We start from the raw sequence: 21,633 nt of genomic DNA, 5'->3' as shown, positions 1-21,633 counted from the left end.
GGGCGCAGTACAGCCTTCGCAAAGGGTAACAGGCGGTGCAACGCGCAGCGCCCCAGCATTGCCCGGCAACAGGCCCAATAAAAAACCCCGGAGCCTGAGCCCCGGGGTTTTTTATTGCTGACCGCCGCCCTGACCTAAGCCAGAGCAGCGAAGCGACATGATATCAGCGAGACATCATGTTCATGGACGTGTTCGCCATGACAAAGACCGTGCCGACAATAAGGATGGACACGAAAGCAACGGTGAAAACAAACGCAATGTTGTTCCAACGTGCTTCAGAACCACCACCCATGTGCAGGAAGTAGTGCAGGTGCACCAGAACCTGAACAAGTGCCAGAACAGAAAGCACCGCCAGCGTGCCGGTTGGCGCAAGGCTGTGGCTCATGACCACACCAAACGACAGAACCGTCAGGATAACAGCAAGAACAAAGCCGATAAGGTACGAAGATACGCTACCGTGGCTCTCGCCCGAGGAGGATGTGTTCGGATTGCTCATCAGATCATGCTCGCCAGATAGACATAGGTGAAAACACAGATCCAGACGATATCCAGGAAGTGCCAGAACAGGCTCAGGCAGGTGAGCTTGTTCATCATGCGTTCCGGAATTTCAGTTGTCCCCATCAGCTGAACCATCAGGGTAACAATCCAGATCAGACCACACGTCACGTGCAGACCGTGGGTGGAAACCAGCGTGAAGAACGCAGACAGGAATGCACTGCGATCGGGGCCGGCACCATCCGCGATCATGTGCGCGAATTCACGCACTTCCAGACCAACGAACCCAAGACCCAGCAGGAATGTGACGCCAAGCCACATGATAACCGAGCTGATCTGGGTCTTATGGGCGGCAATCATGCCAAACCCATAAGTAATGGAAGAGAGAAGCAGGAGGGCTGTTTCCAGCCCAAGCCCACCAAACTCGAACAGTTCGTGCGGGGTTGGCCCACCGTTGAACTGGTTACGCAGGACTGCAAACGTGGCAAACAGGGAGCCAAAGATAATGCAGTCCGTCATCAGATAGACCCAGAACCCGAACACCACCGTATTTTCGTGGTGATGTTCGTCGTGGCCTGCGGTCGGAACAGTTGTGTTCTGTGCCATTATTCTGCTGCCTGTGCCATCAGTTTACGGGTGTGCTCGTTTTCGATCCGGGCAACCTCTTCGGCAGGGATATAGTAGTCAATATCCTTGTTAGCGCTGCGTGCAATGATCGTAGCGATCACACCCACAAGGCCAATGGCTGCCAGCCACCAGATGTACCACACGGCGGCGAAACCGAAGATCAGGGCAAAAGCACCAGCCGAAATACCAGCTGCCGTGTTTTTCGGCATATGGATTGCTTCGTACTGACCGCCAGCCTGACGGGTATCAATGCCGTTTTCCTTGTCGTGCATATAAGCGTCAAGCGAGCTGACATGCGGGACAATGGCGTAGTTATACACCGGCGGAGGAGAGGAAGTGGACCATTCCAGCGTACGGCCGTTCCAGGGATCGCCCGTGAAGTCACGGTTTTCAGGCTTGTTGCAGTCGCGGATGGAGACAAAAATCTGCATCAGCTGGCAAACAACACCGAACAGGATGAGCACTGCGCCAACTTCAGCGATCAGCATCCAGGGATGCCAGGCCGGGTTGTCATAGTGGTTCATACGGCGGGTCATGCCTTCGAAGCCGAGAACATACAGCGGCATAAAGGCAAAGAAGAAGCCAACGAGCCAGAACCAGAAGGCGCGGATGCCCCAAGCTTCGTTCATTTTGAAGCCAAGAACCTTCGGAGCCCAGAAGTTCATGCCGCAGACGTAACCGAAGTACACACCACCGATAATCACGTTATGGAAGTGAGCAATCAGGAACAGACTGTTGTGCAGCACAAAGTCGGAACCGGGGATGGCCATCATAACACCGGTCATACCACCGATGGTGAACACCACCATGAAGCCAACAGCCCAATACATGCAAGCATGGTACTGGATGCGACCCTTATACATGGTGAACAGCCAGTTGAAGAGCTTAACACCAGTCGGGATGGAGATGATCATGGTTGCGATGCCGAAGAAGGCATTCACGTCCGGACCAGCGCCCATGGTGAAGAAGTGATGCACCCACACAAGGAAGGACAGCACCATGATGGAGCAGGTTGCATAGACCATGGTCTTGTAACCGAAGAGCGGCTTGCCGGAGAAGGCAGGCACAACTTCGGAGAACACACCAAAGGCAGGCAGAACAAGAATGTAAACTTCCGGATGGCCCCAAGCCCAGATCAGGTTCAGGTACAGCATCTGGTTGCCGCCACCATCATTGGTGAAGAAGTGCATACCGAAGTAACGGTCCAGACCCAGCAGGGCGACAGCAACCGTCAGCACGGGGAAGGTTGCCATGATCAGGATGGAAGAGCAGAAAGCCGTCCACGTGAACACGGGCATCTTCAGCCAGGTCATGCCTGGAGCGCGCATCTTAACAATGGTGACAAAGAAGTTCACACCGGTCAGCAGCGTGCCAACACCAGAGATCTGGATTGCCCAGATATAGTAGTCAACACCCACGCCAGGGCTGAACTGCATTTCGGACAGCGGGGGATAAGCCAGCCAGCCGCACTGCGAGAACTCACCAATGAACAGGGATATGTTCACCAGCATGAACGCAACAGCCGTCATCCAGAAGCTCAGGTTGTTCAGGAACGGGTAAGCCACGTCACGTGCGCCAATCTGCAGCGGCACAATGAAGTTGAACAGACCGGTCATGAACGCCATGGCCAGGAAGAAGATCATGATCGTCCCGTGAGCGGAGAAGATCTGGTCATAGTGATGCGGGGGCAGATAACCGGGGTTACCCGCATAAGCCAGCGCAAGCTGGGTACGCATCATGATGGCGTCCGCAAAACCGCGGGCCAGAGCAACCAGCGCCAGTACAATGTACATGACAGCCAGACGCTTGTGATCGACAGAGGTAAACCACTCTTTCCAGAGGTAGCCCCATTTGCCGTAATAGGTAATCAGTCCCAGTACCGCGACACCGACAATGAGAACGCCGATGAACGTACCTACTAGGATCGGCACATCCAACGGGATGGCCGAAAGCGATAGTCTCCCTAGCATAGATCCTATTCCTTCATATTCATGTCGGACATCGCGGACTGCTGCACCTGAATCATTTTGCCAGTGCTTTTGTCCATGACCATGCCGTTGTTGTATTTGGCAACGATCGTGTTGAACATGCCGGGTTCAACATGCGCGAAATATTCGACGGGGTTCGCTTCGCTCGGTGCAGCCAGTTTAGGATAGGTCTGGCTATCCAGCTGTTCGGAAGATGCACGCACCTTTTCGACCCAAGCATTGAACTCGTCATTGCTCATGGCCAGGGCATGGAAGTGCATGTCCGAGAAACCACGCCCACTGTAGTTGGCGGATTCACCCATGTAATCGCCCGGCTCGCTTGCCAGCAGATGAAGCTGGGTCTGCATGCCTGCCATTGCATAAATCATGGAACCAAGACGCGGGATGAAGAACGAGTTCATCACGGAATCAGAGGTGATGTCGAAATCAACAGGCGTATTGACCGGCATAGCCAGCTGATTAACTGTTGCAATTCCCTGTTCGGGGTAAATGAACAGCCATTTCCAATCCTGCGCCACAACCTGAACATGCAGCGGCTTGGTATTGGCTTCTGCCTCAAGCGGCTTGTAGGGGTCCAGAGAATGACAGGTCTGGTAGGTGATCACTGCCAGAAACAGAATAATCAGAGACGGAACGCCCCAGATCACCACTTCAATCTTGTTGGAATGGCTCCATTTCGGCAGATATTCGGCACTCGTGTTGGACTGGCGATACTGCCAGGCAAACCAGAGTGTCAGAATAATGGTCGGAACCACTACGATCAGCATTGCGATCACAGAGGTGGTAATAAGAGTTTTAACCCCCTCTCCCACCGGGCCTTTCGGGTCCAGAACGTCTAGTTCGCACCCGGCAAGCAGCAACGCTGACGATAGGCCGCCCAATCGCGCCGTTCTCGCCAGTAACTTGTTTTTCATCGCACGCCTCTTGGTTCTGACATCAACTTAGCCTCACAAAGACTTTTGCCCTGCTGCCACAGAAGCCTGACAACAGCAAGAAAAACCGCGTCCCGGCATGGGGAGCCCTTTCTGTTCCGCACCAGCAACACATTCTGGCCATCCAAGATGAATACCCCGAATATGTTGCTTACGGCGCAGCCCCCCATGCACGGCGGAAACGCATTGCGCCTACTTTATTCCTTACGCGGGGATTCTCAAACGTCAGAAAAGTTCCATCTGCCTTTCGTCACAATCAGTTAGCCGCTGTGAGCATGGCTTTTGCCTACTTTTGCGGCGGCTGGATGACCCAAACAGCATATCACGGAATGTTTCGTAATATTTCAAAAAATTCAATAATGGCAAAATTTAGTCTGAAATTTCATATTGTTAGAGAGCACACAAAATCTCACATCCCTGTTACAACTTAAAGAATTGAAATCAGGACCATTTCTGCACCCATTCTTGATTTTCATGCCATCATTCGGACCAAGCATAACTGCCCATACAAAAAAACCCGGCCATAACTGACCGGGCTTTCCTCTGGCAGGACCAAGAGTGCTGCTCTGGAGCTCTCAGTCGCTGGAATTGCGGACACCCATGAACTGCAGCAGGAACTGAAAGAGGTTGATGAAGTTCAGGTACAGGCTCAGCGCATCATAAACACTGCGCTTGGCGGTCATTTCCGGGCCTTCGTATGCGGCAAACTGCGGGTAGGTAACCCGAATCCGCTGGGCATCAAACGCGCTGAACGCCGTGAAAACGAGCACACCCGCAATGCTGTAGAGGTAATACACAGTCGGGCTTTTGAGGAAGAGGTTGACCAGAGCGGCAATGACCAGCCCAAACAGCCCCATCATCAGGAACGACCCGAACTGCATGAGGTTAGCCTTGGTCACGTAACCCCAGAGGGAGGTCGCGCCAAACATGCACGCCGTTACCAGAAACACGCGGACAATGGAGGTCCCGGTATAAATAACGAACACACTGGCCAGACTGGCCCCCATAGCCGTACAGAACGCCCAGAACAGCGCCTGCGCCCCCTGAAGAGACAGCCGGTTGATCCCGAACGACATGACCAGCACAAACGCCAGCGGGGAGAGCATGGCCAGATCACCCAGCAGAGTGGGGCGCGGCAATGGACCCGCAGCAGTCAGGTAGATCTGAAAAAACAGGTCGCTCAGACCGGTATTGGCAATGACGTACGCCACAATCCCGGTCAGCAGAAGGCCAGATGCCATCCAGTTATAAACACGCAGCATATAGCTACGCAGACCAGCGTCCAGACTGGCCTGATCGTTCCAGCCTGACGCTGATGCGGGGGAACGGTAGTCGTTACTAAACGACATGGTTTTCTACACTCCTTACCCAGACAAGCTGGCTTTGCTTTATACTTGTGGCTGCCCTGCCTTTCCGTCAAGGGTATCACGCGTCATATAATATAAGGCCGGCCGACAATCTGTTCGGGTCACGGCCTGCTTCCTCCCGCACCCTGTCACAAGGCCCGGATATGCACCTTATTGCCGGTCTTCCGCTCCCGGTGGAGATGCGCCTTTTCCTCCATGGTTTTCAGGACTTCTTTCCCTCCCGGGAATGGAGGTCCATGCCACTGCTTTACCTGCCCCTTGTGTCCTTCGGGCGCATGCAGCCGCAGGTCTGGGAGGAACTGGACCAGACCCTGTACACACTCCATCTGCCTGCCCCGGCAACGCTCCGGCATACGGGTTTTGACGTGAGTCTGAAACGGAACCGAATCATGCTGGAGGCCACTGTAGAAGCCTCTGTTATAGATCACCTTTCCGTGAAAATCAGGAACCAGGCGCGGCTGGCTGGCGTCTCCTCGACACACTCCCTCCTCCCCTCGGGCGTTGCCCTGGCAGACATTACCGATGTGGACCCGAATGTGTGCAATTTATGGCTTGCAACCCACCGCCATCTCTTTGCCCAGACAGAAGAAGTTTGCGAATTCACCGTGTTCAAGACTGGAAAAAACCGTGAAAACCCTTTTTGGGAGGTGATGGCGGAATACCAGTTTGCTGATGGCTTCCCACACACCTCCAATTTGTTATAACATGATCTTTCCTCAGTTCCGTTCCCGCTCCTGCATGCGCCGGAACCGACCTTTTGCACCCCTGATCTCTACAAGGAACGAATACGTGGGGATGCAGCTATTCTCTTGGCGTGATTGACATACAGCGCCCGCCTTGGCTGATGTGTGAGAAACCGGATTTCCGGCTCTATTTTTCCTCATCTTGATACACAGTCGAGGACATGAACGCATGACCCGCCCCGCCTCCGCCAAGAGACGTTCGCTGCTAGGAATTCTCGCGGCTGGAACAATCTGTGCCGCTGCCCTACCTTACGCAGCAGCCCCTGCCCGCGCCGACAGTCAGGGTGACACGGGACAAGCCATCATCCATGCCGATGAGCACCCCGAGAACTGGCTGTCCTATGGACGCACCTACTCTGAACAGCGCTACAGCCCGCTGGATCAGATCAACCGCTCCAACGTTGGTAACCTGAAGCTGGCCTGGTACTACAATCTGGACAGCAACCGCGGTCAGGAAGGCACGCCTCTGATTGTGGACGGCATTATGTATGCCACGACCAACTGGTCCAAAATGAAAGCCCTTGATGCGGCAACCGGCAAGCTGCTGTGGGAATACGACCCCAAGGTGCCCGGCAACATTGCCGACAAGGGCTGCTGTGACACGGTTAACCGTGGCGCTGGCTACTGGAACGGCAAGGTCTATTTTGGCACGTTCGATGGCCGCCTGATTGCGCTGGATGCCAAAACCGGCAAAAAAGCGTGGGAAATCAACACCATTCCTGCCGATGCCTCTCTGGGCAAGCAGCGCTCCTATACGGTTGACGGCGCTGTGCGCATTGCCAAGGGCCTTGTCCTTATCGGCAACGGTGGCGCAGAATTTGGTGCCCGCGGCTTTGTCTCCGCTTTTGATGCGGAAACCGGCAAGCTGAAATGGCGCTTCTACACGGTTCCGAACAACAAGAACGAACCCGACCACGCTGCGTCGGATAATGTTCTGATGACCAAAGCCTACCGGACATGGGGCCCCAACGGGGCATGGGTCCGTCAGGGCGGTGGTGGCACCGTGTGGGACTCCATTGTGTATGACCCCGTGTCCGATCTGGTCTATCTGGCTGTCGGTAACGGTTCCCCCTGGAACTACAAATACCGCTCCGAAGGCGTTGGCAACAACCTGTTCCTTGGCAGCATTGTCGCCGTCAAGCCAGAAACGGGTGAATATGTCTGGCACTTCCAGGCCACCACCATGGACCAGTGGGACTACACCTCTGTCCAGCAGGTCATGACCCTTGATGTGCCGATCAATGGTGAAATGCGCCACGTTGTGGTGCAGGCTCCCAAAAACGGCTTCTTCTACATGCTCGACGCCAAGACGGGTGAATTCCTGGCTGGCAAGAACTACGTGTACGAAAACTGGGCCAGTGGTCTGGACCCGCTGACGGGCCGCCCGATCTACAAGCCTGAAGGCCTGTGGACCCTGAACGGCAACTTCTGGTACGGTATTCCCGGCCCGCTGGGTGCCCATAACTTCATGGCCATGGCGTACAGCCCCAAGACCCACCTGGTCTATCTGCCTGCACACCAGATTCCATTTGGTTACCAGAACCAGGCTGGCGGCTTCAAACCCCACCCCGATGCCTGGAACCTTGGCCTGGACATGACCAAAACCGGTCTGCCTGACTCGGCCGATGCCCGCTCCGCTTACCTGAAGGACCTCAAGGGCGAGCTGCTGGCATGGGATCCCGTGAAAATGGAAACCGTGTGGAAGATCGACCACAAAGGCCCATGGAACGGTGGCGTTCTGGCAACGGGCGGCGATCTGCTGTTCCAGGGCCTGGCCAACGGTGAATTCCACGCCTACGATGCAACCAACGGTGCCGACCTTTACAAGTTTGACGCACAGAGCGGCATTATTGCTCCGCCCGTGACCTACAGCGTAAACGGCAAGCAGTATGTTGCAGTTGAAGTGGGCTGGGGTGGCATCTACCCGATCTCCATGGGTGCCATGGGCCGTACGTCGGGCTGGACCGTCAACCACTCCTACGTGGCCGTGTTCTCGCTCGATGGCAAAGCCCAGCTGCCTGCCATGAACGAACTGGGCTTCCTGCCCGTCAAGCCGCCTGCGGAATATGACACCAAGGAAGCTGCCAAGGGCTACTTCCAGTACCAGACCTACTGCCAGACCTGCCACGGCGACAACGGCGAAGGTTCGGGCGTGCTCCCTGACCTGCGTTGGTCCGGTGCCATCCGCCATGACGATGCGTTCTACAACGTTGTGGGCCGTGGTGCGCTGACCGCTTACGGCATGGACCGTTTTGACACGAGCATGAAGCCTGAAGAAATCGAATCCATTCGTCAGTACCTCATCAAGAGGGCGAACGAGACCTATCAGCGCGAAGTGGATGCCCGAAAGAACGCTCAGGGAGTTCCTCAGACCCCTGTCGTGGGCATTACGCCCCAATAAAGCGGCAGTCATAACGTCATTCGGTACACAAGCGATACAGTGGTAAAAATGATGATGAACAGACTAAAAGCCGCTCTTGGAGCGGTCACTGTCGGGCTTCTGGCAGGAACCTCCCTGGCACACGCGCAGGGAGCGGATGAAGACCTGATCAAAAAGGGCGAATATGTCGCCCGTCTTGGTGACTGTGTGGCTTGCCACACAGCACTGAATGGTCAGAAATTTGCAGGTGGGCTGGCAATCAAAACCCCCATCGGCATGATCTACTCGACCAACATCACGCCAGACCCCACCTACGGGATTGGCACCTACACGTTGCAGGAGTTCGATGAAGCCGTGCGCCATGGCATCCGCAAGGATGGCAGCACGCTTTATCCGGCCATGCCTTACCCGGCCTTCTCCCGCATGACGCAGGACGATGTGAAGTCGCTCTACGCCTACTTCATGCACGGCGTGCAGCCTGTTGCCCAGAAGAACCGCGAGGCAGGCATTAGCTGGCCTCTGTCCATGCGCTGGCCGCTGGCCATCTGGCGCTCCATGTTTGCCCCCACACCCAAGGACTTTACGCCTGCTCCGGGCACGGATGCAGACATCGCCCGTGGTGAATACCTGGTAACGGGTGCCGGGCATTGCGGCATGTGCCATACGCCGCGTGGCTTTGCCATGCAGGAAAAGGCTCTGGATGCCTCTGGTGGTCCGGACTTCCTTGGCGGTGGCGCTCCGATCGACAACTGGATTGCGCCCACACTGCGCAACGACCCGGTTGTGGGTCTGGGTCGCTGGTCTGAAGAGGACATCTTCCAGTTCCTCAAATCCGGCCGTACCGACCACTCCGCAGTCTTCGGCGGCATGGCCGACGTGGTTGGCTGGAGCACCCAGTACTTCACGGACTCCGACCTGCACGCCATTGCAAAATACCTGAAGGCCCTGCCTCCGGTTCCGCCGTCACGGGGGGATTACACGTACGATCCGTCCACGGCTCAGGCTCTGGATTCTGGCAACACGGCCAACAACCCGGGTGCACGGGTTTATGTTGAGCAGTGCGCAGCCTGCCATCGTAACGATGGTGGTGGTGTAGCCCGGATGTTCCCGCCGCTGGCTGGCAACCCGGTTGTTGTTGGGGATGACCCGACCTCCATTGCCCATATTGTTATGGCTGGTGGTGTTCTGCCGCCCACCAACTGGGCACCTTCCGCCGTTGCCATGCCGGACTACAAGAGCGTTCTGTCCGACCAGCAGATGGCTGATGTGGTCAACTTTGTCCGCTCCGCCTGGGGCAACAAGGCTCCGGCTAATGTGACGGCTGCTGATGTTCAGAAACTCCGTCTGGACCACGCTCCGATCCCGACCACCGGCTGGGCTGACCCTACGTCCGCTACGGCAACCTGGGGCCTGTTCATGCCGCAGCCCTACGGCGCTGGCTGGACCTTTGCTCCGCAGACCCATAACGGGGTGGACGCAGAACAGTAAGGTCTAACCAACCTTACCTCTGCCCCTCACCAGATGGGCTGGATTACAAAAAACACCGCAGTGGCAACGCTGCGGTGTTTTTTTATGGCGTGAAGCCAACATTACCAAACTACCCGTAAGCCACCTGCCACAACATACGGCAGAACGGCTTGGCTCTTTCTCCTATGCCCTTGCAGGTCTGCCGTCAGATGTAAGGAGTAAAGCACCAAGCAGGGTTGCTACAGCCACACTGGCACTGGCACTGGCACTGGCACTGGCACTGGCACTGGCACTGGCACTGGCACTGGCACTGGCACTGGCACTGGCACTGGCACTGGCACTGGCACTGTTCAGACCTATCTCGTGGTTCTGTCCAGCATTTACACAAACAACCATGATGGAACAGGCTGCCGTTCTACCCTTTACGGCATCGCCTATATCCCGCAGGACTACACACACCCCTGTTTGCCAGACATCGAAACGGGCGGGTTAAAGCCAGCACAAACACGCTGGAGCAAAGGGGAAGAGAATGGGAGAAGGAGGTCCAAGACCATCCTGCGTCAGATATATGCTGCACTGTACTGCATGTATCTAGATAAGGTAGCGCGTCACCCACCATGCATGGGGCGCGGCAATACCATAAAGATTTAAAATATAAAAATTGCAGACATGATCATCTTATATGAGGATTATCCCCCTACACGAAGGATCCAGATCTCTTCCTTCGTACGATTATTTTTATGGCTTCCCCACATCAGGAAGGCCATAGACACTCCACTCATTGAGTGAATGAAAAATTATTTCTAAAAACCATTATTTTATCAAAGGATTTTTCCATCCACTCTAGGAGTGTCACACACCTAGAGTGGACCAGAAAAAACTCCAATTATTCTTTTAACCAGCTTTATCCTGCTTGAAATGCGGCGGGAAAACCAGAGGGTCCTGATGCAGGACATGCTTGCCAATTACGCGACGGGCCAATACTTCCGGGTCATGGGAAGACAAGGTTCTGACATCCCGCCAGTACTGGTCAAAATCTGCTTCCCGTGCGGTTGCACGCCCCCCCAGCAACTCAAAAACACGCGGTGTAATATGCAAAGCCGTGCGTGCGGCAAAAGTACGGAGCGAGAGCGTTTCCAGCGCAATAGCGCCATAATCTTCTTCCGTCAGGGTGGAGCGCCTGTCCCATTGTTCCTGCACAAAAGCAATGGTTCTCTCAAAATACGCCTGAGCCGCCTGAACCTGCACCCAGTATTCAGCAAATTCAGCCTGAATGAACGGGTCATCCGCCGAAATACTGACACCCCCAAAGCTGCCCTGCCTGCGCCCTTGCAGCACCCACTTGCGCGCATGCTCCAAAGCCCCCAGCGTGCGACCAATGAACACAGCCGTATAAAAAATGGCGCCAAAGCTGGCCCACAAGGGCAAGGGGCCGGTCTGGGCCGGGCTGTGGCCCCAATGCAGGACGTCTTCTGGCAAAATCCGCACATTATGGAAGGTAATGGTGCCTGAATCCGTGCCGCGCAAACCAATGGGGTCCCAGTCATTATGGAACTCCAGCCCTTCACGCGCAGTAGGAATTACAGCGTAAATGTAGTGATCTCGGTCGGGGTGAATGGCCAGCACTGTTGTAATTTCTGCCAGTGGCGCGCCCGTGTTCCACTTTTTGGTCCCGGTAATTGTAAATCCGCCATCCGGGTGGTGTTCGGCCACAAACTCCTTGTTCACATACTGTGTGACATTGCCCCAGAAAAACCGGTTATTCGCGGCATGGCGCACAACATCATCATTCGCACCGGTGTAGTCCGTTAGCAGCGGCACAAGGGAGTTATAGTAATTAAACCCAAGCAGTGCTGCGGTGGAACCATCCACCTTGGCAATTTCCAGCACACTTTGTGCCGCATCGCGGAGCGAACCTCCACCGCCCCCAAGACTTTTGGGGTATAGCAGGCTGACAAGCCCGCTTTCGCGCAGGCGGCGGATCTGCTCAACGGGCCTTGCGCCATCCAGATCACGCTGAACAGCACCTTCGGCAAATTCATGCGCAAGTTTTTGCGCAGCATCTACCCAGTCCTGTGGGTAAGGTGCCACTGCCTGCGGGCGCGTAGCATGCACAAGATCATTACGAGGAGCAGGAAAGCTTGTGTTTTTTTTGATGAAAGTCATGAGATCAGTCTTTCTTTGAGTCGTTTTTGGCGTAAACTGCCAGCCAGATCCAGAAGATGGATGATACTGCATAAAAAGCCGGTCCAATAAGAATGGCCTGTGCCAGACCCGCATGATCGGAAATCAGGCCCAGAAGCCACGGGGCAAAAAGCCCTGATGCTCCACCGGCAACCATCGCACCAAACGAACCGGAAATAGTGCGCAAAGCCGGAGGCACGGTTTCAACCAGCAGCGTGGTCAGGCTCCCTGCCGTGGCACCAAAGGATGCAATGGCCAGCAGGGAAAAAACCTCGCAAACACGTAGGGAAGATGCCGTAAAACCAATGGTGAACAAAACCGAAGCCAAGAGCGCGCTGACAGCAAGAGATGCGGCAATGGCCCCCGTGCGCCCGGCCAGATAACGCCCCGTCAACCACCCACCCACTGGCCCCGCCGGAAGGGTGAGCATAAGGGCTGAGAACGCAAAGCCCGTGGCATGCAGGTTATCCAGACCATGCACCCGGTGCAAAAACGCGGGAAGCCACATCTGCGCGGTAATTGTGCCGGAAAAAAACAGGCTTAGAGCGATCAGATGTGTGGTGTAGGGAACAATACGAAAAACAGAAAACTGTTGTTTCCAGCTAACCTTGTTCTCCACCGCGGGTACATGACCATCAGACTGGCCCGGAACCGGCTCAGGCACAAACAGTAACAGAAAACCCAGAACAAGACCCGGCAGACCGGTGAGAAAAAATGCCTGATGCCAGTTGGAGTGGGCTGCAATCCATCCCCCAACACCAAAAGCCAGCGCAGACCCGAGCTTGTTACGCAACATGAAAAGAGAAAAAACGAAGTTCCGCTCTTTCCTGTTATAAAGGTCGGCCAGCCAGCCCGGCACAATGCCCTGATAGGCAGCCATGCCAAAACTGGTAAGTGTGCGCCACAAAACCAGTGTTGCCAGACCAGTAGAAAGCGCACTACCCGCCGATGCCAGACTCCACAGCACAATAGACCCGACCAGCACGGAACGGCGACTAAACCGTGCTGCCAGCACCGCAAAAAGTGGTGCGCCCAGAATACCCGCCAGTGTGGAGGCGGAGGATACACTCCCAAAAGCAGCATCCGAAAGATGGAGATCCGCCTTGATTGGTGTTAGCAATCCGGAAAGAACCATATTATCCATGGCGCAAACCGTACCCGTTGCCAGCAGCAGCACCAGCGCTGGATGGCGTGACAATGCCGTGCCGGTCACAGCGGGCTGATTTGTCACGTGCGGGGTAACTGACGAGAGTGTGGTTGCAGTGGAAGACATGGCTGTATCCTCATACCGGTTGAGGGTGCGTCTGTTCGAAAACCGCAGAATTTTGGGGGGCTCGCTGCGCAAGGGCCGTGGCATCTGCCAGAATTGAGCGGTCAATCCAGCTTTCCAGATCAAAGTCTTTTTTGATCAGCCCCTGGCGCAGCAAAAAGGTTTTTTGTGCATCCAGCGTCGCGACATAATCATCATTCAGGTCCAGCCGGATACCCTGTGCGATGTTCTCATACACTGCGGCAAGGTTTTCTGGTGCCTGCCCCAGATCGGTTGCCAGAGCCCGCAGGGCATCCAGCGGCTGGGTTGCCGCTCGCTCTGCCGTGCGCACGAGCGTTGCCACAATGCGTACCAGCAGGTCTCGCTGCTCTTCAATCAACGCCGTGCTGACCACCAGACCACGCAGCACGGAAGGATGCACGCGTGAGATAAGGTCCGGGGCAAGCCGGGTGTCGTACACCACATTCAGGCGTGGGTAGAGGCCACCATCGGGGGGGATGGATGCGGCCACCGCATCCACAATACCCTCCTCCAATGCGGCCAAAGCTGACTGAAAACCCGCGAGCAGAAAACTCTGCCGCTCCCCGCGTGGTGGAAAAGTGCGTGGAATACGCACCAGTTCCACATCATCAAGACCCAGCCCGACAGTGGCCAGAGTGGTCTGATAAATCTTGAGCTGTTGTGCAATCATCAGGTCAAACGGGCTATCGGGGTTGTAAAACACCGCAAGCCGCTTGCCTTTAAGGGCCGCAGGCTGCGCAAGCCCGGAAGAATGGAGGCTCAACACCGGGTAGCGACCATCCAGAAAAGCAAGACCCACAACCTTGCAGTCCACGCCATGGCTTTTTTTCCATATGGCTGGTGCATGCCCGGCATTGCGAAGCCAGAACCGATCTTTGTGATCGTATTCCGTTTTGGGTGAAAACCCTACGGACTGAAAAACAATGTCAACATCGTGCTCTTCTGCAAATTCAGCCCGCAGCGTGCCCCAAGCTTCTGCCAGTGCGCTAATGGTCGGCACAGACGGGCAACGGGTATAATGAACAACCGGACGGGTCATGGCTTTTTACTCCTGTGGGGCAACCTGCACGCCATGGCGTGCCAAAAGCTGCTGTGCATTCCAAAAAAGAACTGATTTCTGTCCGTCGGGGTCGGTTGCCGTTGCCGCGCGCACACGCTCAAGCGTAGGCCCAATATCGGGCACCGGAGCATAGTCCGAGCCAAAAACAACGCGCTCAGACCCCAGAACCCGCACGGCTGCGGCAACAGCAGCCGTTCCACTGCCAGCTGCCCCCGTGTCCAGCCATATCTGCTTAAAGTGCTCACGCAGCGGGCCAGCCTGCACGCGGGGGGAGACTACGGCCTGTTCGGCCGCCAGCGCCCCCAGTGCCGTACCACCGAGCATGGCTATCTGGATTGTCACATCGGGGAATGGGGCCAGAAAATCCGTAAACGCCAGCGTTGCAACGGCAGATGCAAAGCAGAACCCGTTGTCTATGACCCAGCGCAGGGCTTCGTTGTCATCATGTAGAATATCGGGGGGCTGGCCATGAACCTTGGGACTGGCAAACCCCGTATGCAGGTAAATATGGCTGCGATGCGCTTGAGCCACTTCGAATATCCCCCGAAAGGCCTCTGCCGAGCGACGGGAGAAAAACCCGTTAACAGGCAACACACCCCCGATCAGGCCCAGTTGTTCATGCCCGCGTTCCAGCTCTTTGGCAGACCAGGCTAGATTATCCGTGCTGAGTGCCGCCACAGCGCTAAAGCGGTCCGGGTGCTGGGCCACAAGAGCGGCGGTATCGTTATTCCACTGCGTCCACAGGTCCTGCGTATCCGCAAAGGGGAGTGCGGCATCTACCCCCAGTGTTGTTGGCCAGGATAAAAGCTGGTGCGCAATCCCTACATGATCCAGATGAGTCAGTCGGGTTTGCAAATCGTACCATTGCGCACCAAGGGGGAATGCTCCCCCCTTGCCTGCCCCCGCCCCCGTGCGCCAGATGGCAAGTTCATCTCCCTGGCGACCAATACGCGGTGCCTCCGCACGGCGCCCAAGAATATCCAGTGTGGAAGGTGCAAACCAGTGGGAGTGCAGGTCGATTACAGTCTTATGGGTTGTCATGACGCGCTCTCCTCAGAAAAAGTCCACACGGGCCGAAAGCAGGAACATGCGGGGGTTGCTGTACTGGTAAGTAAATGTCTGGCTTGTTGCGGAATACGGCAGCACCTGCACCAGATAACGGTTACCGGTAATATTGTTGACGATCCCGCTGATTTCCCACCGGCTGTTCCCCGGACGGAAGGAGGCATGAACATCCCCCAGCCAGACAGATGATTGCTGAAGGGCAGATGCTTTTTCGTTGGAAACGAGGTAGTAATAATGCCCGGTATAGTTCCAGTGCGTGCCAACGCTGCCGTTGCCAATACCGGTACGGAAGTTCCAGTCCACCGAAATATTGGCTGTCTGGTGTGGCGCACGGGCGAACTCGTTACCCTTCAGGCTGGTTGCACCGGTGGGGGCGGTAAAGTCCGTAAACTTTGTTCTGAGAACACCCACATTCCCAGATATTGTCAGGTCATCAATCGGGCGGGCCTGAAAGGAGAACTCACCCCCCAAAGTGCGCCCGGATGCGGCATTGGTAAGCGAAATAATGGTTGATTTTGTTGCGGCATCCGTTGCGGTCCAGGAGGTCTGGATATTGTCGTATTTTGAGTAAAAACCATCAGCACTCAGGGTCAGGCGGTGGTTAAACCAGCTTCCTTTGTAACCGGCTTCGTAGGATGTCAGGGTTTCAGGGTTAACCGGCCGTGCTGTCTGCAACGGCGTGCCCCCCCTGTTAACCGGGTTGGGAGTAATCTGGGTATTGAAAACACCTGAACGATAACCATCGGCAATACGCACGTAGAGCATCTGATTTTTTCCAATCAGGAACTGTGGCTCCACATCAAAGCTGACATTCGACCAGCTTTTGCCTCCATGGTAACTATCAATCCCCGTTATGGGTGAAAGAACGTTCTGGGCATTCCACCAGTTTGTCGCATTCCCCGCGAACGAAACCGGAGACCTTGCCTGAACACTGTCCAGATCAAGGCGCAGGTGGTCGTGCGTCCACCTTACCCCACCAGCAACCTGAAACCACGGCACAACATGGATGGTTGTATTACCAAAAATAGCAAAACTATCTGTGGTTTGCCGGTATTGTGTAGATGTAAAGGCTGGTTGGCCAATAATGGCGGGCGTTGTAGGCGCACCGGGGGGGAGCGTTGCGGTCGCGTAGTGGTCGTTCAGGGTTTCATGAAAATAATAAGCGCCTGCAATCCATGCGATCCGCTGGTGTGGGTCTGATGCAAGACGAAACTCCTGACTGACCTGCACAGGGTGCAGTTTGTCATAAGACCTGCTGTATTCAAGGGGTGTGTAATCTCCATCCCCAGTCTGGCGGCGCTGTGCGTTTTCAAACGCGGTAATGGAGGTAAAGGTCAGCCCATGCCCCGGATGCCACGTTGTGTGCAGGGATACCCCCTCCGACACAAGGGCCTGACGCCCGTTGACGTTGGAATTGGTCCAGTCCCTGCTTGATGTTTTAAGCGGTGAATATACTGACGTGCCCGAAGCGCTATAGTAAGGCACGTTGGAACTCTGCATGTCACGCACATGCGTATTCAGCAGAAACTCCAGATCATCCGATGGCCGCCAGAGCGTTTGAAAGCGGGCGGCAAAGTCACCAAAATTACCGACATCCTTGCCTGTGCTGGCATTTTTTGCCCAGCCATCCGAATTTTCCTGCCGAACAGACAGGCGGGTGGTCAACGTATTGGCGGTAATGGGGGTGTTGATAACAAACTCACCCCGCTTTTGACCATAATCGCCAAAATCGACCTGTGCGTGACCCTCTTTTTTAAATTCGGGACGGCGGGAGGTAAACTGTATGGCCCCTGCCGTTGCATTCTTGCCCCACAAGGTGCCCTGCGGACCGTTAAGAATGGCAACCTGCGCCTGATCAAACAGCGGGAAGCCCTGAAAGCTCAGGCTGTTCAGATACACATCATCTGCATAAACCGCCACGGCACCAATGGCGTTATTGGCCACATTCCCGTTGCCAACACCACGGATGTAATACCGGGGGCGCAAGCGACCATCAAAATTATACCCCAGCACGTTAGGGGCAAAAGCGGCCACATCGGCTGCACTATCCAGATGCTGCCGGGCGATGGTGGTTGCACTGATTGCCGTAACGGTGGCCGCAACCTTTTGAATATCCTGCGTGCGCCGGTTAGCTGTGACCATAACGGTCTCCAGCCCGCCTGATGCAGCAGGAGAAGCCACCTTGCCCACTTTGCTGGCCTTGCCGCCCTTGGCAGGAGCAGGGGCGGTTTTGGCACCTGAAGGTTTGCCCTGTGTTTCGGCTTTGGCGGAAGATGTGGCGGACGCCACAAGACCCGATGCAAGGATCAGGGATGGCAAAGCGGCGCAAGCAAGCCGGTTCCGCCTGGACAGGCAGGCCATAGCCCGCCCCGAAAGGGAGAGGAAGGACCGGGGAGCCGAGAGTGAGGAAGGGTAAATCATGTTCCACGCCGCGTTGTTTTTAACCATTTACTATTTTGATTAGTATTAATTCGTTGCATTTTACGACAGTGACGGCTTTTATAATTTTTATGGGTACGGTTTAAACGATATTAAATAGTGCAATATGTGCATGAAAGTAGGCCCGCATGTTTGTGCCCCAGCTTGACCGCAATGCCCGCGAAGGGCTGCAAAAACAGATTATGCGGCAGATTATTGCCGCTATTGCCTCTGGCATGCTGCGCCCCAACACCCCTCTGCCGGGCATAAGGGAGGCATCCGTACGCTGGGGCGTATCGCGCAATACGGTCGTGCTTGTTTTTGAACATCTGGAAACGGAAGGGTATTTGCAGACGCGCCCTTCACGCGGGACATTCATCCACCCCACACCACCATGCAGCACCAGCTCCGTTGCGCAGCTGGGGAACGAACGCGGTGCCGCGGCCGCATCCCTTGGGGAGCCATCATGGCCCGGTCAGGCTTTTATTGGAGACCCGGCACAGGAACGCCAAACACCCGATGGAGTCTTTAACCTCGGTTTTGGCAGCAACATGCCGCTTTATCGTTTTCCCGCATGGCAAAAAACCATCGAGCGCCTGCTGCTGCGCGATAACTGGAAACGGGGGGGCGAGTTCCAGCCCAATGCCGGGCTCCCCTTCCTGCGTTCAACACTGGCCCGGTGGCTGCATTTACGCCACGGAGTCACCATTGACCCGCAGCAGATCATTATTGTTACGGGGCTACAGCAAGCGCATTCCATTATCGCATATGCCCTGCTTAAAACCGGCGACCATGTGATTCTTGAAGACCCATGCTACCCGGGAAAACGCCAGTTATACGAAAAACTGGGCATGCACGTGATTAGCGGCGCAATTGACCGCAAGGGGATCAAGCTGGCTGATCTGGCCCCCGAGCAGGCACGCCTTTTATGCGTTAATCCGGGGTGCCACATCCCGACCAATGTCACGCTTTCTCTGCCGCGTCGCAAACATATTGCAGCACTGGCCATGCAGGACCGCTGCCTTGTGTTTGAAGAAGCGATGTATGACCTGCTCTCGTTTGAAAAAAAACCGATCCCCTCCCTTCTCTCCCTTACAGGGGGGCGCAATCTGCTCCACGCGGGCCTGTTTGCTCCCTGCCTTGGTGGCGGGCTGATGCTTGGGTATCTGGTCGTCCCCTGGTCCTTCCTGCCAGCCGTGCTGGAAGCCAAGCTGCTTACGGGGAACGGCCTGCCCTGGCTGGAGCAGGAAGCTCTGGCCCGCATGCTGGACTCGGGCGAGCTGGACAATGCCCTGCGCCGTACACGGGTGGTTATGATGCGCCGCAGAGAGGTTTTTATGGCCGCATTGGAACGGTTTTTTGGCCGTATGGAATTCTGCGGCACAGAGCATGCCCCCCGCCTGAGCTGGTTCCTGCCCGCTGGGTTCGGCAAGGTGCAGCCTTTCCTGACCGAGGCGGAAAAAGCAGGAATCCGCTTCCCCGGTAATTATGCCGCGGCCAGCAGCCGCTCCCACCCGGGCCTGCCAGACCTGCCTAACCTTGTGTCCCATGGTTATGGAGAAATATCGGAAGAAGACATTCCAGCCCTTTTTTCCAGACTTTCCAACCACACATAAAAAGCACCCACCCATTCCGGGACAAAGGGATACCCCACCCCGGAACCAGCAGGAGCCCAGATTCTGGCGCACACAGAAACGGACCACCAGTTACACGCCCTGCTCCAGCAGGTCCGCGCCTGCTCGGCCTGTGCCCATGCCCTGCCACTTGGGCCACGCCCGGTGCTCCATATCTCCCCCCGCGCACGGTTGCTGATTGCGGGGCAGGCTCCCGGCACCAAGGTCCATGAAACGGGAATCCCCTTTAACGATGCCTCGGGCGATCGCCTGCGGGCGTGGCTGGGCATGGACCGCAGCCTTTTTTACGATACGGAAAAAGTCGCCATTGTACCCATGGGGCTATGCTACCCCGGCGTGCTGCCAAAAGGGGGAGACCGCCCCCCAAGGCCGGAATGTGCGCCTTTATGGCGCAAACGCATTCTGGAACATCTGCCCAATATCCGGCTTACCCTGCTGGTAGGCTCCTATGCGCAGAATTATGTGCTGGGCAAAGGCGGGGTGTTTGACCGGGTTATGCGGTTTGAAGAGTTTTTGCCTACCTACTTCCCCCTCCCCCATCCATCATGGCGCACAGGGGCGTGGGAGCGGCGCACACCCGCATTCGGGGCAACCGTTCTTCCCGCCCTGCGCCGCGAGGTCGCCCGCGCATTGCAGGACTAAGCCCGGATTTTTCAGGTAATCAGGAGCAGGCGGATGTCATTGACATTGGTCAGCGTTGGCCCGGTCATGAGCAGATCATCCACCGCCTTGAAAAAACTGTAACTGTCATGGTTCCGCAGGAATGGCTCAGGCACACAGCCTGCCTGCGCTGCACGGGCCAGTGTATCGGGGGCAAAAATGGCACCGGCGGCATCTTCCGTGCCGTCTATGCCATCACTATCGCCTGCCAGCCCCCAGATACCACTCTCACCACCCAGAAAATGCGCGCAGGAGAGCAGGAACTCCGTATTCCGCCCGCCTTTACCAGCCCCTTCCCCCGCACGGATGGTCACGGTTGTTTCCCCCCCGCTTAACAACACCGCAGGCGAGGGAACGGGCAGACCATGCGCATGCACGGAACGTGCCATGCCACCCAGCAGAATACCGGCAACCTGACTTTCCCCCTCCAGTGCATCACCCAGCATAAGCGGGGTCACGCCCTGCTGCCGCGCAACATCTGCTGCGGCCATAAGCGCCATAAGCGGGGTGGCAATCAGCACCACACGGTTGCGCGGGTCCGCTACGGGTTTATGGTCCTGCTGGTTTGCCACAGCCTGCTCCAGCACCCCCCGCACAGTGGGGGAAAGGTCCAGCCCATACCGTTCCACAATCCGCAGCGCATCCGCCGCCGTGCCTGATGGCGGCACGGTTGGCCCGCTGGCAATCACCGATGGATCATCCCCCGGCACGTCACTGATCACCAGTGTCAGCACCTGTGCAGGGCTGGCAGCCTGTGCCAGCCGCCCCCCTTTGATGGCGGACAGGTAGCGCCGCACGGTGTTCATTTCCGTAATGGTCGCGCCAGAATGCAGCAGTTGCCGCCCGACAAGACGCTTATCTTCCAGCGTCAGCCCAGGCGCGGGCAACGCCAGAAGGGACGACCCCCCGCCCGATACAAGAGCAATCACCAGATCATCCGGCCCAAGCCCCGTTACGGCATGCATAATGGCGCGGGCGGCTGCCTCGCTCCGGGCATCGGGGACAGGGTGGGAGGCTTCCAGAATACGCACATGCCGGGTCGGGGCGGCATGCCCGTCACGCGTGACCACCACACCCTCAAGCGGCACATCGGGCCAGGCGGCTTCCAGGGCTGCGGCCATTGCCGCCGAGGCCTTGCCAGCCCCCACCACAATACAGCGCCCTTTGGGTTTGGGGGGCAGGTGTTTGGCCAGCACCACAAACGGGTCTGCGCTGGCTACGGCGGCATCAAACATGGAGCGCAGCAGGGTTCTGGCCCGCGCGTTATCCCATGCAACTCCTGCATCTGGCATGATGTTTCTCCCTTATGACCGGCTCCGCCG

Annotated in this window: 17 protein-coding genes; 5 read left to right on the top strand and 12 right to left on the bottom strand. The window is 56.3% G+C overall.

The genetic code is table 11. The annotated features are described in order from the left end of the window. Nucleotides 1–163: 163 nt before the first annotated feature. The 5 genes from cyoD to LKE65_RS04175 form a co-directional block, all read right to left on the bottom strand. Complete coding sequence (gene cyoD / locus LKE65_RS04195) at nt 164–496, bottom strand: cytochrome o ubiquinol oxidase subunit IV (RefSeq protein ID WP_086645069.1); 333 nt, start codon at nt 494–496, stop codon at nt 164–166. Beyond that, complete coding sequence (gene cyoC / locus LKE65_RS04190; RefSeq protein ID WP_086645068.1) at nt 496–1,101, bottom strand: cytochrome o ubiquinol oxidase subunit III; 606 nt, start codon at nt 1,099–1,101, stop codon at nt 496–498. Before cyoC ends, cyoD begins: the two co-directional genes overlap by 1 nt. Further along, a complete protein-coding gene (gene cyoB, locus LKE65_RS04185; protein WP_086645067.1) occupies nt 1,101–3,092 on the bottom strand; it encodes a cytochrome o ubiquinol oxidase subunit I in 1,992 nt (663 codons plus the stop codon). Before cyoB ends, cyoC begins: the two co-directional genes overlap by 1 nt. Nucleotides 3,093–3,097: 5 nt before the next feature. Beyond that, a complete protein-coding gene (gene cyoA, locus LKE65_RS04180; protein ID WP_086645066.1) occupies nt 3,098–4,024 on the bottom strand; it encodes a ubiquinol oxidase subunit II in 927 nt (308 codons plus the stop codon). A 593-nt stretch (nt 4,025–4,617) separates the two neighbouring features. Beyond that, a complete protein-coding gene (locus LKE65_RS04175; protein ID WP_086645065.1) occupies nt 4,618–5,391 on the bottom strand; it encodes a Bax inhibitor-1/YccA family protein in 774 nt (257 codons plus the stop codon). A gap of 254 nt (nt 5,392–5,645) precedes the next feature. On the opposite strand from LKE65_RS04175, the gene LKE65_RS04170 reads away from it, so the two are divergent. The 3 genes from LKE65_RS04170 to LKE65_RS04160 all read left to right on the top strand — a co-directional run bounded on the left by LKE65_RS04170 (nt 5,646) and on the right by LKE65_RS04160 (nt 10,020). Continuing rightward, nucleotides 5,646–6,113, top strand: coding sequence for a hypothetical protein (locus LKE65_RS04170; protein WP_143221935.1), 468 nt, complete (start codon nt 5,646–5,648; stop codon nt 6,111–6,113). A 208-nt stretch (nt 6,114–6,321) separates the two neighbouring features. Further along, on the top strand, nt 6,322–8,553 hold the full coding sequence (locus tag LKE65_RS04165; RefSeq protein WP_086645063.1) for a PQQ-dependent dehydrogenase, methanol/ethanol family: 2,232 nt from the start codon (nt 6,322–6,324) through the stop codon (nt 8,551–8,553). Nucleotides 8,554–8,601: 48 nt separating this feature from the next. Continuing rightward, nucleotides 8,602–10,020, top strand: a complete 1,419-nt coding sequence (locus LKE65_RS04160; RefSeq protein ID WP_095350261.1) for a c-type cytochrome — start codon at nt 8,602–8,604, stop codon at nt 10,018–10,020. Between the two features lie 162 nt (nt 10,021–10,182). On the opposite strand, the gene LKE65_RS04155 is transcribed toward LKE65_RS04160, so the two are convergent. The 6 genes from LKE65_RS04155 to LKE65_RS04130 form a co-directional block, all read right to left on the bottom strand. Further along, nucleotides 10,183–10,395, bottom strand: a complete 213-nt coding sequence (locus tag LKE65_RS04155) for a hypothetical protein (RefSeq protein ID WP_278740549.1) — start codon at nt 10,393–10,395, stop codon at nt 10,183–10,185. 498 nt (nt 10,396–10,893) lie between these two features. After that, nucleotides 10,894–12,165: an acyl-CoA dehydrogenase family protein gene (locus LKE65_RS04150; RefSeq protein ID WP_278740547.1), complete on the bottom strand. Its 1,272-nt coding sequence runs from the start codon at nt 12,163–12,165 to the stop codon at nt 10,894–10,896. Between the two features lie 4 nt (nt 12,166–12,169). After that, nucleotides 12,170–13,456 carry an MFS transporter gene (locus LKE65_RS04145; RefSeq protein WP_278740546.1) on the bottom strand — a complete coding sequence of 429 codons (1,287 nt, stop codon included), beginning with the start codon at nt 13,454–13,456 and terminating at the stop codon, nt 12,170–12,172. Between the two features lie 10 nt (nt 13,457–13,466). After that, nucleotides 13,467–14,513 carry a hypothetical protein gene (locus LKE65_RS04140; protein WP_278740545.1) on the bottom strand — a complete coding sequence of 349 codons (1,047 nt, stop codon included), beginning with the start codon at nt 14,511–14,513 and terminating at the stop codon, nt 13,467–13,469. Between the two features lie 6 nt (nt 14,514–14,519). Then, complete coding sequence (locus tag LKE65_RS04135; protein WP_278740543.1) at nt 14,520–15,575, bottom strand: amidohydrolase family protein; 1,056 nt, start codon at nt 15,573–15,575, stop codon at nt 14,520–14,522. 12 nt (nt 15,576–15,587) lie between these two features. Continuing rightward, nucleotides 15,588–18,020: a TonB-dependent receptor gene (locus LKE65_RS04130; RefSeq protein ID WP_158093056.1), complete on the bottom strand. Its 2,433-nt coding sequence runs from the start codon at nt 18,018–18,020 to the stop codon at nt 15,588–15,590. 146 nt (nt 18,021–18,166) lie between these two features. On the opposite strand from LKE65_RS04130, the gene LKE65_RS04125 reads away from it, so the two are divergent. Together LKE65_RS04125 and LKE65_RS04120 are read left to right on the top strand one after the other, a co-directional pair. Then, complete coding sequence (locus tag LKE65_RS04125; RefSeq protein WP_278740542.1) at nt 18,167–19,633, top strand: aminotransferase-like domain-containing protein; 1,467 nt, start codon at nt 18,167–18,169, stop codon at nt 19,631–19,633. Between the two features lie 63 nt (nt 19,634–19,696). Then, nucleotides 19,697–20,293, top strand: a complete 597-nt coding sequence (locus LKE65_RS04120; RefSeq protein WP_278741757.1) for a uracil-DNA glycosylase family protein — start codon at nt 19,697–19,699, stop codon at nt 20,291–20,293. Between the two features lie 11 nt (nt 20,294–20,304). On the opposite strand, the gene LKE65_RS04115 is transcribed toward LKE65_RS04120, so the two are convergent. Continuing rightward, entirely contained in the window at nt 20,305–21,603 is a 1,299-nt protein-coding gene (locus tag LKE65_RS04115; RefSeq protein ID WP_278740541.1) for a glycerate kinase type-2 family protein, read from the bottom strand. Nucleotides 21,604–21,633: the final 30 nt, after the last annotated feature.

This window comes from Acetobacter fabarum, assembly GCF_022483405.1.
GTDB lineage: Bacteria > Pseudomonadota > Alphaproteobacteria > Acetobacterales > Acetobacteraceae > Acetobacter > Acetobacter fabarum.
This window is presented reverse-complemented; position numbering and strand designations above follow the sequence as displayed.

Excerpts from the sequence above, each read along its gene's own strand:
- LKE65_RS04115 (WP_278740541.1), bottom strand. The coding sequence starts at position 21,603 with ATGCCAGATGCAGGAGTTGCATGGGATAACGCGCGGGCCAGAACCCTG.
- LKE65_RS04130 (WP_158093056.1), bottom strand. The coding sequence starts at position 18,020 with ATGATTTACCCTTCCTCACTCTCGGCTCCCCGGTCCTTCCTCTCCCTT.
- LKE65_RS04160 (WP_095350261.1), top strand. The coding sequence starts at position 8,602 with ATGATGATGAACAGACTAAAAGCCGCTCTTGGAGCGGTCACTGTCGGG.
- LKE65_RS04135 (WP_278740543.1), bottom strand. The coding sequence starts at position 15,575 with ATGACAACCCATAAGACTGTAATCGACCTGCACTCCCACTGGTTTGCA.
- LKE65_RS04125 (WP_278740542.1), top strand. The coding sequence starts at position 18,167 with ATGTTTGTGCCCCAGCTTGACCGCAATGCCCGCGAAGGGCTGCAAAAA.
- cyoC (WP_086645068.1), bottom strand. The coding sequence starts at position 1,101 with ATGGCACAGAACACAACTGTTCCGACCGCAGGCCACGACGAACATCAC.
- LKE65_RS04145 (WP_278740546.1), bottom strand. The coding sequence starts at position 13,456 with ATGTCTTCCACTGCAACCACACTCTCGTCAGTTACCCCGCACGTGACA.
- LKE65_RS04155 (WP_278740549.1), bottom strand. The coding sequence starts at position 10,395 with ATGGTTGTTTGTGTAAATGCTGGACAGAACCACGAGATAGGTCTGAAC.
- LKE65_RS04150 (WP_278740547.1), bottom strand. The coding sequence starts at position 12,165 with ATGACTTTCATCAAAAAAAACACAAGCTTTCCTGCTCCTCGTAATGAT.
- LKE65_RS04140 (WP_278740545.1), bottom strand. The coding sequence starts at position 14,513 with ATGACCCGTCCGGTTGTTCATTATACCCGTTGCCCGTCTGTGCCGACC.
- cyoB (WP_086645067.1), bottom strand. The coding sequence starts at position 3,092 with ATGCTAGGGAGACTATCGCTTTCGGCCATCCCGTTGGATGTGCCGATC.
- cyoD (WP_086645069.1), bottom strand. The coding sequence starts at position 496 with ATGAGCAATCCGAACACATCCTCCTCGGGCGAGAGCCACGGTAGCGTA.
- LKE65_RS04170 (WP_143221935.1), top strand. The coding sequence starts at position 5,646 with ATGCCACTGCTTTACCTGCCCCTTGTGTCCTTCGGGCGCATGCAGCCG.
- LKE65_RS04165 (WP_086645063.1), top strand. The coding sequence starts at position 6,322 with ATGACCCGCCCCGCCTCCGCCAAGAGACGTTCGCTGCTAGGAATTCTC.
- cyoA (WP_086645066.1), bottom strand. The coding sequence starts at position 4,024 with ATGAAAAACAAGTTACTGGCGAGAACGGCGCGATTGGGCGGCCTATCG.
- LKE65_RS04175 (WP_086645065.1), bottom strand. The coding sequence starts at position 5,391 with ATGTCGTTTAGTAACGACTACCGTTCCCCCGCATCAGCGTCAGGCTGG.